Source organism: Acinetobacter sp. SwsAc5 (genome assembly GCF_013391485.1).
Taxonomy (GTDB): domain Bacteria; phylum Pseudomonadota; class Gammaproteobacteria; order Pseudomonadales; family Moraxellaceae; genus Acinetobacter; species Acinetobacter towneri.
Genome location: NZ_JACAXD010000014.1, coordinates 15,471 through 30,509 on the forward strand (window position 1 = coordinate 15,471; position 15,039 = coordinate 30,509).

The window sequence follows — 15,039 nt, forward strand, 5'->3', positions numbered from 1 at the left end:
AAGCTTAAGCCACTTATTAATTGAATTACACCTGAAATTTATGTGAACGGTATCTACACCTTAAAATTAGAGATACAAAAACACTATAAACAAGATTTAAGCCCTTGCCTATAGCCTGCGCATCACTTCAGAAAAAATAAAAACCCATTAAAAAACAAATAAATTTCAATTGATTAGTTTGCATTATTTACTCAGAAAATAGGGTTGGTGTTTGGTAGGTAGGATTTCACCACAAAGCATTGAATACTCAAATCACGGTTCAACACCGCGATAACAACACATTATTCCAATACCCAATGCAAGAAGGAATCTGAGCATGGCTTTTAAAAATATTGCAGATCAAACCAACGGTTTTTATATTCCTTGTGTGTCTCTCTTCGGCCCTGGTTGTGCCAAAGAAATTGGCGTAAGAGCACAAAATTTAGGCGCTAAAAAAGCCCTGATTGTGACAGATGAAGGACTGTTTAAATTTGGCGTTGCCAACACCATTGCAGGCTATCTCACCGAAGCAGGCGTTGCCAGTCATATCTTTGCAGGTGCAGAGCCAAATCCAACCGACATTAACGTACATAACGGTGTCGATGCCTACAATACCAATCAATGCGACTTTATTGTGTCTTTAGGTGGCGGTTCTTCACACGACTGTGCCAAAGGCATTGGCTTAGTTACCGCAGGTGGTGGGCATATTCGTGATTATGAAGGCATTGATAAAAGTACCGTGCCAATGACTCCACTAATTGCCATTAACACCACAGCAGGTACAGCATCGGAAATGACCCGTTTCTGTATCATTACCAATACCGACACGCACGTTAAAATGGCAATTGTCGATTGGCGCTGCACACCACTCATCGCCATTGATGATCCAAAACTCATGATTGCCAAACCTGCAGGTTTAACCGCAGCAACAGGCATGGATGCCTTAACCCATGCTGTAGAAGCCTACGTTTCAACTGCAGCCAATCCTATTACCGATGCCTGCGCTGAAAAAGCTATTCGTATGATTAGCCAGTGGCTTAGCCCTGCCGTGGCAAATGGTGAAAATATTGAAGCACGTGATGCCATGAGCTATGCGCAATATTTGGCTGGTATGGCATTTAATAATGCCTCATTGGGTTATGTGCATGCCATGGCGCATCAACTCGGTGGTTTCTACAACTTGCCGCACGGCGTCTGTAATGCAATTTTACTGCCGCATGTTTGCGAATTTAACCTGATTGCCTGCCCTGAGCGTTATGCAGATATTGCAGAACTGATGGGGGTAAATACTGATGGATTAACTACCACAGAAGCCGCCTATGCCGCAATTGATGCAATTCGTGAATTATCTAGCTCAATTGGTATTCCAACAGGTTTAGCAGAGTTAGGCGTTAAAGAAGATGACTTGGCGATTATGGCTGAAAATGCACAAAAAGATGCCTGCATGCTCACCAACCCACGTAAAGCCAATCATGCACAAGTGGTCGAAATTTTTAAAGCCGCGATGTAATTTGAATCTCCTGCTGAGTGAATCACGATTTGCTCAGCATTTCCCATCCTTTTTTCAATTTTCCTCTTTTGCTGTTTTATTTTTATCCTTCCCTTTAGCAGAACCATCTCAGATGCGTTCTGCTTTTTTTGCTGTTCAGAACAAAATGAACTCGCAGCATAAAACTAAAGCGATTTAGATGCAGAGGGTTTGCATAATTCAATTTGACAAATGCGCACAGCTCATCAAGGATATAGTCAAAATAAAATGGATGACGAACACCTTATGCTGTTAAGTAAAAAACAAAAAACAACACCAAGCTATCAACCCGATATTTTGGGTGCCGATTACCAACAAATGACGCTGGATTTTCCTTCGGATTATGAAGGCAAAGTGATTGCTACCTTGGTACGCAAAAAAGCCGAACAGGAAACCCGTAAAGCCGTACTTTATATTCATGGTTTTATTGACTATTTTTTTCAAACAGAAATGGCAGACCAGTTTAATCAGCATGGTTATGACTTTTATGCCCTAGATTTACGTAAATATGGGCGTTCGCATTTGTCACATCAAAATTGGTACAATGTGCGCAGCTTGTCTGAATATGATGCAGAAATTTCCGCTGCACTTGAGCAAATTGCCGCAGAAGAACATGACTCAGTGATTTTAGCGGGACATTCAACAGGTGGATTAATCACCACGTTGTATGTGGCACATCATCCCAATCATCCACTGATTCGTGGTTTATGGTGCAACAGCCCTTTTTATGATTTCAATATGAGCGAGATTGAGAAAAAATTCGGCATTCCTCGTTTAAGCCAATTGGGCAAATTGCTGCCAGAAATGAAATTTCCAAGCCGCCTTAATCCATTTTATGTACCAAGTCTACACAAACAATATCATGGTGAATGGCTATTTAACTTGGAATGGAAAAAACCGCGCTATCCTAAAGTACGATTAAGTTTTGTACGTGCAATTCATGAAGCGCAAAAAGAAATTCATGCTAGCGTACATTTGGGTGTACCAACCTTAATTATGCATGCGAGTCAAAGTAGTTATCCACGCCAATGGAATGAGATTGCGCAACGCACTGACGTAATTTTAGATGTTGCAGATATGCAAAAATATGGGCATCACATGTATGGTGATATTCAGCTTTGCCAAATTGAAAATGGCATGCATGATTTGGTGCTTTCTGCGCCCGAAGTCCGTGCGGAAGTATATCAGTCCTTGTTTGACTGGTTAAACCGCAAGGGGCTATAAAACTAAAAACTAGAACTAAAGGAAGTGAATTAACGGCTAAATGACTTGATGCATCCCTTAAGCTGTGTATTTTAATAAAATTTGATGTGCAGGATGCCCCTTTGGCATCAATTCAATTAAACGCTCTACCGCATCAATCGCTTCAGGGCTATGCGCCAAATGTTTCAGCAATACATCGGTATCTTGTGCATTAAAAATGGCATCACTCAGGCGTGATTCTAAACAATCTCGCCATGCGCATAAAAATGGACTTTCAGTTTTCGCCAAAAATACCCCTGCACACGTTTGCAAGGCAGACTGCACATAACCTGCATCTAAAGCCTGCTCAGCTTGTAAAAAATCGGCTTCAATATGCGCCAAAACTCGGTAAGGACGCGAGCCGAGCATCCCCCCTAAAATATCGCGTAATTGCGACATTTCAGCTTTTAGCGTTCCCATGCTGACTTTACGCTCACCATATAGTGCTTGGTGTAAAGTGTCTAAACTCATGCCTTGTGGGCAAAGTGCCAAAATCACCAATATTTCAATTTGACGCGGTGTCATCACCACCACTTTGCCATTAAATAACACCTGTGGCACACGAAACGCGCGAATATAAAGCTGCTGTTTTTGCTGTTCCAGCAACGCATTTTGAATTAAAGAAGCACAGCGCTCTGCTGCCAACAAACCCAAACTGTTATGATTTTTCCAAGTGGTCGATAAATCAATCACGCCCAACACTTGTTTGGAATGTGGGTCTAAAATTGGTGCGGCATAACAAACCCAGTCATGTAACGATGACATATAATGTTCACTGGAAAACACACAACTGGCTTGCTGAGTTTTGAGTGACAAAGCCAAAGCATTGGTACCCACCAACTCTTCACGCCACTGTCCACCCTCTACAAAATGTACTCGTTCCGCCACATTACGCATTTGAGCGCTCGCTGCCGTCCAAATAATCGTACTGCCCACATCGCCCACGGCTGCCACCATGTCGGACTGCTGCGCGATATGTTTTAAATCTTCTGCGCAATTTTGCACAGCTCTCTGTAAAGCCGAACCGCCTTGCGGATGCGATAAACTGGAATTTAACGGAGCAGCCTGCCGATCTACAGGAATTTCTGCAATTTCAGAGCGTTGCCAAGAATTTAAAATACTCTGCTGAATTTGCTGCGCATGAAGCGGCGATAAACTACTGCTTTGTCTAAACCGTTCAATATGCAGTTTTTTTTCCAATAGATCTTGTTTTTTCATCATGACTGATTCTCACAATCCTGTGGGCATTACATCCATTGTACTGCTTACTTTTGTAAGGATTTGTTCGCTGCTTGTAAACCTGCAACTTTCCAACCTTTTTCCAACCTTATATTGGTATGCTAATCAAATAACGTACTAAAGTACCTTATACCTTAGCCGTAAATTTAACCTGATTTTAGACACAGGATTGTGATAAAAGGTAAAGATGACGGCAGATTATAAAAAACCATCAAAGGAAGAGAATTATGCGTTACGTAGATCCCAATCAACCCGGTTCAAAAGTTCAATTTAAAGCACAATACGAAAACTTTATTGGTGGCGAGTGGGTCGCCCCTGTAAAAGGCGAATACTTTGAAAATATCTCTCCTGTAGATGGCAAAGTATTTACCAAAGTCCCACGCTCATCGGCAGAAGACATTGAACTGGCTTTAGATGCAGCCCATAAAGCCAAAGCACAATGGAACAGCTCATCTCCAACCACACGCTCCAACATTCTGCTTAAAATTGCAGATCGTTTAGAACAAAATCTAGAATTATTGGCAGTGGCAGAAACATGGGATAATGGTAAGCCTGTTCGGGAAACATTGGCTGCCGACATTCCATTGGCGATTGACCATTTCCGTTATTTTGCGGGCTGTATTCGTGCCCAAGAAGGCGGAATTTCTGAAATTGATGAAGATACCATTGCCTATCATTTCCATGAGCCATTGGGCGTTGTAGGGCAAATTATTCCATGGAACTTCCCTATTTTAATGGCAATATGGAAACTTGCACCTGCTTTGGCTGCGGGTAACTGTATTGTACTTAAACCTGCAGAACAAACCCCTGCCAGCATTTTAGTTTTAGTCGAACTCATTCAAGATTTATTGCCTGCAGGCGTACTAAACGTAGTCAATGGTTACGGCGTAGAAGTTGGTCGCCCATTGGCAACCAATCCACGTATTGCCAAAATTGCATTCACAGGTTCGACTCAGGTCGGTCAATTGATCATGCAATACGCCACTGAAAACATCATTCCAGTGACTTTGGAGCTTGGTGGTAAATCTCCAAATCTTTTCTTTGAAGATGTTATGGCGCAAGATGATGACTACCTAGACAAAGCACTCGAAGGCTTTGCTATGTTCGCGCTGAATCAGGGTGAAATTTGTACTTGTCCATCGCGTGCGCTCGTGCAGGAAAGTATTGCTGACCGTTTCCTTGAAAAAGCCATTGAACGTGTTAAACGTATTAAAACAGGTCACCCGCTTGATACTGAAACGATGATTGGTGCACAAGCATCGCAAGAACAACAGGACAAAATCTTGGGTTGTATTGCGACAGGTCGTGCCGAAGGTGCACAAGTGTTAACAGGTGGTGGTGAGCGTCATGAAGTTGGCAGCGGTTTCTATATTGAGCCGACAATTTTCAAAGGCACCAACGACATGAAAATTTTCCAAGAAGAGATTTTTGGCCCAGTGCTTTCTGTGACCACATTTAAAGACTTCGATGAAGCCATTAAAATTGCCAATGACACCATTTACGGTTTAGGTGCAGGTGTTTGGTCACGTTCTGCGCACACTTCTTACCGTGCAGGTCGTGCTATTCAGTCGGGTCGCGTTTGGACGAACTGTTACCACATTTACCCTGCGCATGCAGCTTTCGGTGGTTATAAAAAGTCAGGTATTGGCCGTGAAAACCATAAGATGATGTTAGAACATTATCAACAAACCAAAAACTTGTTGGTAAGTTATTCAACTAAACCTGCAGGCTTCTTCTAAGTTAAGCTTTTAACCTCAACATGATGAATGAAAATGCGAACTTCGGTTCGCATTTTTTTATATTTTGGATGTACAGATGGACAAAAAGAAAAACAGAAAAACAGAAAAAGCCATTTATCTACATAGATTTACAAGTCATAGACCTAAAATTACTAACATCAAAGTCATGTAGATGAAATCACGGACATAAAAAAAGCACCATTTAAAAAATGATGCTTTTTGATCAAATCACAACTGCTTATTTTTTTGCAGCTACAGATGCTTCAGTAGTGATGTTAACAGTAATTTTATCACCCACGTTTGGTACATAGCTTGCGATACCAAATGCAGAACGGTTGAATGATGTTGTTGCATTAAAACCAACAGTCGCTGCCTGAGTCATTGGGTGTGGACCTTGTTTGTTCAATACTGCGTCAAGTACCACTGGCTTAGTTACACCTTTAACTGTTAAATCACCTGTGATTTTAAAGTTTTTCTTGTCTTGAGTTTCAACTTTTGTACTTTTAAAAGTAATGGTTGGATATTTTGCTGCATCAAACCAATCTGCTGCCATTAAGTGCTCATCTAAAGCTTTTACGTTGGTGTTGATGCTACTTAATGGAATCGTCACATTCACAGATGAGTTAGCAGGTTTTTTCTCATCAATGTTGATAGTACCTTGAATGTCTGAGAAGTTACCTGATGGCGTAGAAAAACCGAAGTGATCCCAAGTAAATACAGTAGCAGTATGCGTTGGGTCAATTTGATAAGCCACTGGTTTAGCCATTGTCATTGTTGCTGCAGACGCGATAGCCAAACCTAAAGCAATTGATTTCATGTTCATATTGTTCATCTCTAAAAGTGTTGATACGTTTCAATGAGGTTTAGTTTATAGATTTTTGCTGCAAATACAGGATTAAAGATAAAACAGTATGTTGCATGACTGAAACGATAAATTTGTAAAAATATGCATGCGCGTTTTACATCGCCGTTACAGGACTGCGATATTGAATAAAACCTGTTCTTTTTGCGACACGATCATACAACTGCCGTGCCTGTAAATTATCTTCATGGGTCAGCCAATATACCCGATCACATTCACGCTGTTGCGCTGTTTGATTCACCTGCTGAATAAGCTGCTGAGCAATTCCCATCCCTCTGTACTCAGGCAAGGTATATAAATCTTGCAAATAGGCATAAGGTTTAAGCGTCCAACAACTGTCATGTTCAATTACATGCACAATTGCCACAACTTGAGTTTGATATACGGCAGCAAAACCATAAATATGCGTACTGTGTGGATTAATTAGTTTTGACCACGTATTTTGCGTAACCTCATCACTTAATTGCACCTGATAAAATTGCTGATAACCCTGCCAAAGTGGTTGCCATTGCTCAAATTGGATTTCACTTAACGCGACAATGTCGATGTGCTTAAATTGACGATCTAATATAGTTGTCTGCAAGCTTTGATGTTGCCTGATTATTTTTGCATCGAATCATTTTACTAATTATGCACAATTCATATTATGCTTAGGCTATTTTATACACTATTTTTCAGCAATAAAAAAGCTTTACCCTACGCATAGAATAAAGCTGTTTTTGACGATACACCTTTTAATGCACCGTATTCATCGCAATAGATTAAAGCTTCTCAATCAAAATACGATCAACCTGCTTTAAGCCTGATTGCTTTTCATGGTTCTTACGGCGAATTTTGATTTGCTGATCTTCAGCCAAATCCTGTAACAACAACTCTACCGCCACCATAGCTTCAAGTGGTAAATCTTGTCCAATCCACTTTTGCTCACCCGCATCCATTAAAGTGACTTCATCATTAATTTGCTCGTACAAACTCATTTCTCATCTCACTCAATTACACAGAGGTTTATTCACAAACCTGACTTACACTGACAAAATTTGTTGGATCATCACATCGAATACCAAACAAATATGCAAAAATAAAAGACGTCCCTTTGCAGGAACGCCTTTAAAAACACTGGATTAAAAAATTAAGCTGTTAATTCTTTTACTGCAGCAACAACCGCTTCAGTGGTAATGCCAAAGTACTGATACAAGTCTTTTGCAGGTGCAGATTCACCATAAGTTGTCATACCAATAACTTTACCGTCTAAGCCGACAAACTTCCACCAGTAGTCTACATGCGCTGCTTCAACCGCAACACGTGCGCGAATATGTGATGGCAATACCGCTTCACGATATGCTGCATCTTGCTTCACAAATTCTTCTGCACACGGCATAGACACAACACGTACACCTTCAAGCTGCGCGTATGCTTCCATTGCCAAGCCCACTTCTGAACCTGTTGCAATAATAATGGCTTTCAATTCACCTTTTTCTTCAGCCAAGACATAACCACCTTTTGCCACGTTCTCAATTTGCGCTTGAGTACGAGTTTGGAATGGCAAGTTTTGACGTGAGAAAATTAAAGCAGTTGGACCTTCGCTGCGTACTAATGCAGATTTCCAAGAAATAGCCGCTTCAACGGTATCTGCAGGACGCCATGTATTTAAGTTTGGCGTACCACGTAAAGATGCAATTTGTTCAATCGGTTGGTGTGTTGGACCATCTTCACCCAAACCAATCGAGTCGTGGGTATACACATGAATCACACGTTGCTTCATTAATGCAGACATACGCACGGCATTACGCGCATATTCCATAAACATTAAGAATGTTGCAACGTAAGGAATGAAACCACCGTGAAGTGCTACACCATTTGCAATAGCAGTCATACCAAACTCACGTACGCCATAATGCACGTAGTTCCCTGCTGCATTGTCCTGAACGCCTTGGCAACCCTTCCAAAGGGTTAAGTTTGAACCTGCCAAGTCTGCAGAACCACCCAATAATTCAGGCAATAATGGGCCAAATGCTTGCAAAGTATTTTGGCTGGCTTTACGCGTTGCAATAGTTTCAGCTTTAGCATTGGTTTCAGCAATAAACGCATCTGCCTGCGCGATGAATTCTGCAGGTAGTTCACCGCTTAAACGGCGTTTAAGTTCAGCAGCTTCCGTTGGATATTTTGCTGCATAGGCATCAAAAGTTGTATTCCATGCTGCTTCTGCTTCTGCACCTTTCGCTTTAGCATCCCAAGCAGCATATACATCTTCAGGAATAACAAATGCTTCATCTGTCCAGCCTAATGCTTGACGCGTCAAAGCGATTTCATCATGGCCTAATGGCGCACCGTGACAGTCTTCTTTACCTTGTTTGTTTGGCGAACCTAAACCAATAACAGTTTTACAAATAATAATAGTCGGTTTTTGCGTTTCAGCTTTTGCTTCAACCGTTGCAGCACGAATTGCATCGGCATCGTGACCATCAACTTTTAAGACTTGCCAGCCGTAAGATAAGAAACGTTGTTCGGTATCGTCAGAGAACCAGCCTTCTACTTCACCATCAATAGAAATGCCGTTGTCATCATAATAAACAACCAGCTTGCCTAAACCTAAAGTACCTGCCAATGAACATGCTTCGTGTGAAACACCTTCCATTAAGCAACCATCACCCAAGAAACAGTAAGTGAAATGGTCTACAACCTGAATATCTTCTTTATTAAATTGTGCAGCCAGTGTTTTTTCTGCTAAAGCAAAACCAACAGCATTGGCAATCCCCTGACCGAGTGGACCAGTGGTGGTTTCAATCCCTGGTGCATAACCCAATTCTGGGTGGCCAGGTGTTTTAGAGTGTAACTGACGGAACGCTTTTAAATCTTCGATTGAAAGATCATAACCTGTTAAATGCAACAACGCATATTGCAACATTGAACCATGACCATTAGACAATACAAAACGGTCGCGGTTTGCCCATTGTGGATTGGTTGGGTTGTGATTCAAAAATTCACGCCACACCACATCGGCAATATCTGCCATCCCCATCGGTGCACCTGGATGTCCTGAATTTGCTTTTTGCACAGCATCCATTGCCAATACACGAATTGCGTTTGCAATACGACGTTCGTTAAGCGGGGTCGTCATAGGTCAGAGTCCACAAAAAATCGTTAAATAGAAGAAGATGAATAGAATTCAAAACAGCCGCTATTCTCTCAAAAAAACGCCTGAGGGGTAAAGCCTATGCAACAATATTTCCGCATTAATTCCCATTCAGGGTATTTTTCGTGCAAATTCAAAGACGTTTTCACGTTTATAACAACAAGAAAATAGCTAATTGCCGTGTTAAGCTCTATTCTTGGCAAAATTCTAAAGTATAGATATTTCAATTTATAGACGCAGGATGGAATTGTGATGTCGCTCTTGCAGCAACTCCAATCAAATGCCTAGCAACAAGTTAAAACACAACAGTATTCTGTAGAAATAATAGACAGATTTTAACACATCTTGAATTTTATTCACTTTTCACACAATAAATTGAATCACAGCCATCGTCCAAAATTTTAAAACAGCTTTTGAAAATGCAGCTTGATGCAGATAAAGTCAATTCAAAGTCTTTAAATTACCCATCTACAATATTGTTTTTAAAAATGATTCACCACTTAAAAACAAGGTGCTCCTTAGTTTAAAATTATGACAGCATACTTTAGCCAACATGAATATTTTTGAGTCACAATATAGTCATACCGATACTTTATCTATTTTTTAGCTAAAGATATGCGATAAAAAGTCATTGAATTGAAATAAATTCAGCCAATTTAGTCGTAATGCGCTAGTCCTAAAGTCTAACTCGATGTAACATATTGCGTCTTTTGAATTTAACTGTGATAGGACTTATGCGCGAGTACGCTGTATTTACCTCGGAATCTGTAAGCGAAGGCCATCCAGATAAAATGGCTGACCAAATCAGTGATGCCATTTTGGATGCAATCTTAAAAGAAGACCCTTATGCGCGGGTTGCTTGTGAAACGCTTGTAAAAACGGGTGCGGTTGTACTGGCAGGTGAAATCACAACAACTGCAAATGTCGATTTTGAAGCCGTTGTTCGTCAAACCGTAAATGGCATTGGTTACCATCATTCTGACTTAGGTTTTGATGGTTCAACCTGTGCGGTCATTAACATGATTGGTAAACAATCACCTGAAATTGCACAAGGTGTAGACCGTCAAAAGCCTGAAGATCAAGGCGCAGGTGACCAAGGTTTGATGTTTGGTTACGCCAGCCGTGAAACTGATGTATTAATGCCTGCCCCAATTTCTTACGCACACCGCTTAATGGAAAAGCAAGCTGAATTACGTCGCAGTGGTGCTTTGCCGTGGTTACGCCCAGATGCAAAAAGTCAGGTGACTTTTGCTTATGAAAATGGTGTGCCTGTACGTTTGGACGCGGTGGTGTTATCTACTCAGCATGATCCTGAAATTTCTCAAATTCAGCTTAAAGAAGCGGTAATTGAAGAAATTGTGAAAAAAGTGATTCCTGCAGAAATGTTCCATGCAGACACCAAATTCCACATCAACCCAACAGGTATGTTTGTGATTGGCGGTCCTGTAGGTGACTGCGGCTTAACAGGTCGTAAAATCATTGTCGATACTTACGGCGGCATGGCGCGTCATGGTGGTGGTGCATTCTCTGGTAAAGACCCATCTAAAGTTGACCGTTCTGCTGCTTACGCAGGCCGTTATGTTGCCAAAAATATTGTGGCAGCTGGCTTGGCAGACAAATGTGAAATTCAGGTGTCTTATGCTATTGGTGTTGCAGAGCCAACATCAATTTCAATCAACACCTTCAACACTGCAAAAGTGGCAGATGAGTTGATTATTGCTTTAGTACGTGAACACTTCGATTTACGTCCATACGGCATTACCAACATGTTGAACCTGTTACAACCAATGTATAAACAGACTGCAGCTTATGGCCACTTTGGTCGTCAAGGTTCTGACACTGCATTTACATGGGAAAAAACCGACAAAGTTGAAGCATTAAAAGCCTCTGCAGGTCTGTAATGTAAAACTTTTCAGTTTTATCAAGCTCACTTCGGTGGGCTTTTTTATGCCTAAAATTTAGCTGTCAAACCACAATATACAAAATACTAATATGTTATAGTGAATCATTCCTGAGATTTTTTAAATACTCATCTAAGATAATGATGTAGGAGTTTATTATGGCGGTTATTCTTCAAGTCGATTTCCCTTCTGAAGGCCCATTTGGCGAAAGCATGAGCCAAGCGTACCGTGAACTTGCAGAAAGCATTAACCTAGAAACTGGCATGCTTTGGAAAATTTGGACTGAGAACAGTCAAACACAGGAAGCCGGTGGAATCTATCTGTTTGATCATGCGGCCAATGCTGAACGCTATTTAAAAATGCACACTGCACGTTTAGAAAGTTTTGGCGTGAAGAATATTCGTGGCAAGATTTTTGAGGTGAATGCTGCACTGTCTGCAATCAACCAAGCTGACTTCTTAAGTCGCTAATCTTTTTAAATTGCTCATCCATATTGAAGAATAAAATGGTGAGTCTCTTCAATATTGAAAAAACAGTTGAATAAAATCCTGAGCCATTTAATGATTCAGGATTTTTTGAAATCTTGTATAGACGAAATAAGCGTTAAGCTTGGATGCAGCACTTATTGCGTACGAATCACCTCAAGCACCGATTGTTGCACGGGCACTTCTTGATGATCTTGCAAATAAACATGCACGACTTTAAACACAACGGCTGCTGCCAAGCATGCCAAAATACAGAATAACCAGAAACCATAAGGACTACGAATATTGTGTGAACCACAAGTACCACATTCTTTTTCTGATGATTCCACCACCCGATTGCAACATGCGCAACGATACTGATGATACAGCATAGGTATTCTCCTACTTCACTGTAATTCTTGTTTTTATTGTTACACCATCTACCCTGATGCAGTGTAATTTTGTTTAAGCAACTGTGACACTTTGTAGCCTGCATCCTTTGGATGATTTAACTGACACAATCGCTTGTGAATTAGAATGTCAAAGTTCTGCTATTCGCGCAAATCGTATTTTTGAATAAACAGTCACTTTATCCATCTAAAATAGGTATGCCATGCTAAAATTCTGCATGCTCGATTACTTGAAGTTTAGACTCAAGCTTGGCTTTCAGCACATATTTTTTTATTACACGGAGTAAAGTTAAAGTGGTGCAACTCATTAAAAAAGGTGGCTTGCGAGAACGTGCCAACCGTAGTCGTAAATACCAAGGTTCGGAAAATACCGAAGCAACTTTGCAATCAAACCGTACTTATCAGCCCAATCATTTAGATAAAACTGAAAACACGACTGCAACCGAAATACTGAATGAAAAATCGTCAAACTTGGCTTTGGACAACATCAAATCATCTAACTAATTGGCATCAAAACCTATGTTTTAAAACATACGCAGTGCATCTAACCACAACCACACAGCAAATAATAAAAATAATCCGCCCGAGACCATATCAATATAACTGCCTGAACGCTGATATAACTTTTTCATTTTTGGTGTAGAAAGTAGCAACATAAATAGTGTAAATGTCACAAAAGTTTGGATTGGAATAATCACTGCCAATTGGGCTTTCAAAGATGCACTTGCCGATGAACTCAACGCCAAAGCAAATACACTACTAAAATAAATTAAGGTTTTCGGATTAGATAAATTGGTGAATAGCCCCAATAAAAAGTAGTTTTTTGCGGCTGGAATTTGCACTTGAGTATCATCAAACTGTTTGCGCTGCTGCCAACTATGCCAACCACCCGACAACATGCCCCATCCCATTTTGGCAAGAAATAAACCGCCAATCAGCATTAAGACTTGCTGAATCCAAGGAAACTGCTGCACCAAAACCGTAAAACCCAATAGGGTCAGCACTACCCACACCACAATCCCCGATGAAATGCCCGCAATAATCTGCAAGGTATTACGACGGGTATTGCTGGCTGCACTTTTGGCAATTAATAAAACATCTGGGCCTGGGCTAAGCTGTGCCACAAAATGCAGCGAACAAATGGTGAATAACAAAGACATAAATACATCAGGAGAATTGAAAGTCCGATTATACCTTTTGCAGCAAGAGAATAAATAAGGCTTTAAAATAGGCCTCTCAATATTTGAATATTTACCCAAAAACACACATAAAAAAAACCGAATCAGCACGATTCGGTTTGATATCAAGCATCACCTATATTATTTAGGTGGATTGACATCTTTCATTTCAATTTTTTTCGCATCGGGGGTAATTTCACGTGCTTCACCATCAATAATACTGGAATCACGACCACCACCCTGCTGATTTTGCATATCTTGCATTTGGCGCATTAAATCTGCAAACGGGTTTTGACCTGCTCCGCCCATGCCATTCATATCGCCCATCATGCCACCCATCATTTGATCCATCATGGCTTGCTGACGTTTCATCATGGCTTTCATCATTGCCGCTTTAAAGGCATTTTGTACGGCAGGAATCATCACCAGCAATGCCAAAACATCGCTAATTAATCCTGGAATCATCAATAAAAAACCCGCAAAAATTTTAGGTAAATTATTGCTCAGCGCAGGATCGGCACTCATCTGCCCCATTTGCATTTGCTGCATTTGTGGCATCACGCCTGCAGAATATTTACGAATCAGGTTCAAACCAATGAAGAAAGCAGCGACAAACCAAAAGAACACGTACCACATGCTCCCCACTAGGTCGCCCACACCAATCCAGACGAAGACTTCAAGAACTAAGCCAATTAGAACAATAAGAAATAATTTCATGAAAATTAATCTAATCTCAATAAAATAAATAAAATGCAGTAACCAAGTGCTTCATCGGGATCAAGCTTTTTTGATTCGCTGTTGTTTCAATATGGGCATTATTGTATTTTTAAAGGTTAAGTCTGTCATTAATATTTTCATCATCACACAATAACAGACTCAATACGTCTATATATTTGAACGATAAAGATAAAAATACGCGACATAAGCCAACAATAACCACAACGCAATAAAAACCGATGCTGCGATATAACTGCTCGGTTTTTGACTGATCGCATCGGCTTGTAAACGACAGCGCTGCATTACCTCTGCAGGTACTAAACGCAATACCAACATGATACCCAATGGCACTAAAATCAAATCATCCAAATAACCCAAAACAGGTATAAAGTCTGGAATTAAATCAATGGGAGAAATAGCATAAGCAGCGACCAACAATGCCAAAAGCTTTGCCATAAACGGCGTTTCAGGATCACGTGCGACAAACCAAACCGCATAAACATTTCGTTTAATTTGCTTCGCCCACTGTTTTAGCCTATTAATCCACTTCATTGCCGCTCTCATTTGCTACCGTATATAAAATATACACCTCAAAACTTAAAATAAAATGAAGTCCAAAATTGAAAATGTGGCGTGGGATACATTCC

General features: G+C 40.6%; 15 protein-coding genes. 6 read left to right on the forward strand and 9 right to left on the reverse strand.

Annotation, left to right across the window (positions count from 1 at the left end):
* Positions 1–316 precede the first annotated feature (316 nt).
* Both HYG89_RS09495 and HYG89_RS09500 read left to right on the forward strand, forming a co-directional pair.
* Entirely contained in the window at positions 317–1,489 is a 1,173-nt protein-coding gene (locus HYG89_RS09495; protein WP_178867243.1) for an iron-containing alcohol dehydrogenase, read from the forward strand.
* A gap of 246 nt (positions 1,490–1,735) precedes the next feature.
* Positions 1,736–2,731: an alpha/beta hydrolase gene (locus tag HYG89_RS09500; protein WP_178867245.1), complete on the forward strand. Its 996-nt coding sequence runs from the start codon at positions 1,736–1,738 to the stop codon at positions 2,729–2,731.
* Between the two features lie 57 nt (positions 2,732–2,788).
* Here HYG89_RS09500 and HYG89_RS09505 read toward each other — a convergent pair whose 3' ends face one another.
* Positions 2,789–3,970, reverse strand: a complete 1,182-nt coding sequence (locus HYG89_RS09505; RefSeq protein WP_178867247.1) for a transcriptional regulator — start codon at positions 3,968–3,970, stop codon at positions 2,789–2,791.
* 245 nt (positions 3,971–4,215) lie between these two features.
* On the opposite strand from HYG89_RS09505, the gene HYG89_RS09510 reads away from it, so the two are divergent.
* Positions 4,216–5,727, forward strand: coding sequence for an aldehyde dehydrogenase family protein (locus HYG89_RS09510; RefSeq protein WP_178867249.1), 1,512 nt, complete (start codon positions 4,216–4,218; stop codon positions 5,725–5,727).
* A 238-nt stretch (positions 5,728–5,965) separates the two neighbouring features.
* Here the strand turns inward: HYG89_RS09510 and HYG89_RS09515 are convergent, their stop codons facing one another.
* From HYG89_RS09515 to tkt, 4 genes are all read right to left on the reverse strand, one after another.
* Positions 5,966–6,550: a YceI family protein gene (locus HYG89_RS09515; RefSeq protein WP_004976875.1), complete on the reverse strand. Its 585-nt coding sequence runs from the start codon at positions 6,548–6,550 to the stop codon at positions 5,966–5,968.
* A 136-nt stretch (positions 6,551–6,686) separates the two neighbouring features.
* On the reverse strand, positions 6,687–7,172 hold the full coding sequence (locus HYG89_RS09520; protein ID WP_218644941.1) for a GNAT family N-acetyltransferase: 486 nt from the start codon (positions 7,170–7,172) through the stop codon (positions 6,687–6,689).
* Positions 7,173–7,350: 178 nt separating this feature from the next.
* On the reverse strand, positions 7,351–7,566 hold the full coding sequence (locus HYG89_RS09525) for a hypothetical protein (RefSeq protein ID WP_004976879.1): 216 nt from the start codon (positions 7,564–7,566) through the stop codon (positions 7,351–7,353).
* 152 nt (positions 7,567–7,718) lie between these two features.
* The gene (tkt, locus tag HYG89_RS09530; RefSeq protein ID WP_004976881.1) at positions 7,719–9,707 is read right to left on the reverse strand and encodes a transketolase; all 1,989 of its coding nucleotides are present in this window, start codon (positions 9,705–9,707) and stop codon (positions 7,719–7,721) included.
* A gap of 749 nt (positions 9,708–10,456) precedes the next feature.
* Here tkt and metK point away from each other — a divergent pair.
* The gene (metK, locus tag HYG89_RS09535; protein WP_004976883.1) at positions 10,457–11,623 is read left to right on the forward strand and encodes a methionine adenosyltransferase; all 1,167 of its coding nucleotides are present in this window, start codon (positions 10,457–10,459) and stop codon (positions 11,621–11,623) included.
* A 158-nt stretch (positions 11,624–11,781) separates the two neighbouring features.
* Positions 11,782–12,093 carry a monooxygenase gene (locus tag HYG89_RS09540; RefSeq protein ID WP_004976884.1) on the forward strand — a complete coding sequence of 104 codons (312 nt, stop codon included), beginning with the start codon at positions 11,782–11,784 and terminating at the stop codon, positions 12,091–12,093.
* Positions 12,094–12,245: 152 nt separating this feature from the next.
* Here HYG89_RS09540 and HYG89_RS09545 read toward each other — a convergent pair whose 3' ends face one another.
* Positions 12,246–12,476 (reverse strand): hypothetical protein, encoded by a 231-nt coding sequence (locus HYG89_RS09545; RefSeq protein ID WP_372238839.1) that lies wholly within the window; start codon positions 12,474–12,476, stop codon positions 12,246–12,248.
* Positions 12,477–12,791: 315 nt separating this feature from the next.
* On the opposite strand from HYG89_RS09545, the gene HYG89_RS09550 reads away from it, so the two are divergent.
* Positions 12,792–13,001 (forward strand): hypothetical protein, encoded by a 210-nt coding sequence (locus HYG89_RS09550; protein ID WP_154320816.1) that lies wholly within the window; start codon positions 12,792–12,794, stop codon positions 12,999–13,001.
* Positions 13,002–13,021: 20 nt separating this feature from the next.
* Here the strand turns inward: HYG89_RS09550 and HYG89_RS09555 are convergent, their stop codons facing one another.
* From HYG89_RS09555 to HYG89_RS09565, 3 genes are all read right to left on the reverse strand, one after another.
* Positions 13,022–13,657 (reverse strand): LysE family transporter, encoded by a 636-nt coding sequence (locus tag HYG89_RS09555; protein WP_004976890.1) that lies wholly within the window; start codon positions 13,655–13,657, stop codon positions 13,022–13,024.
* Positions 13,658–13,816: 159 nt separating this feature from the next.
* Entirely contained in the window at positions 13,817–14,392 is a 576-nt protein-coding gene (locus tag HYG89_RS09560; protein ID WP_004976892.1) for an FxsA family protein, read from the reverse strand.
* Between the two features lie 168 nt (positions 14,393–14,560).
* Positions 14,561–14,944: a YkvA family protein gene (locus tag HYG89_RS09565; RefSeq protein ID WP_178867251.1), complete on the reverse strand. Its 384-nt coding sequence runs from the start codon at positions 14,942–14,944 to the stop codon at positions 14,561–14,563.
* Positions 14,945–15,039: the final 95 nt, after the last annotated feature.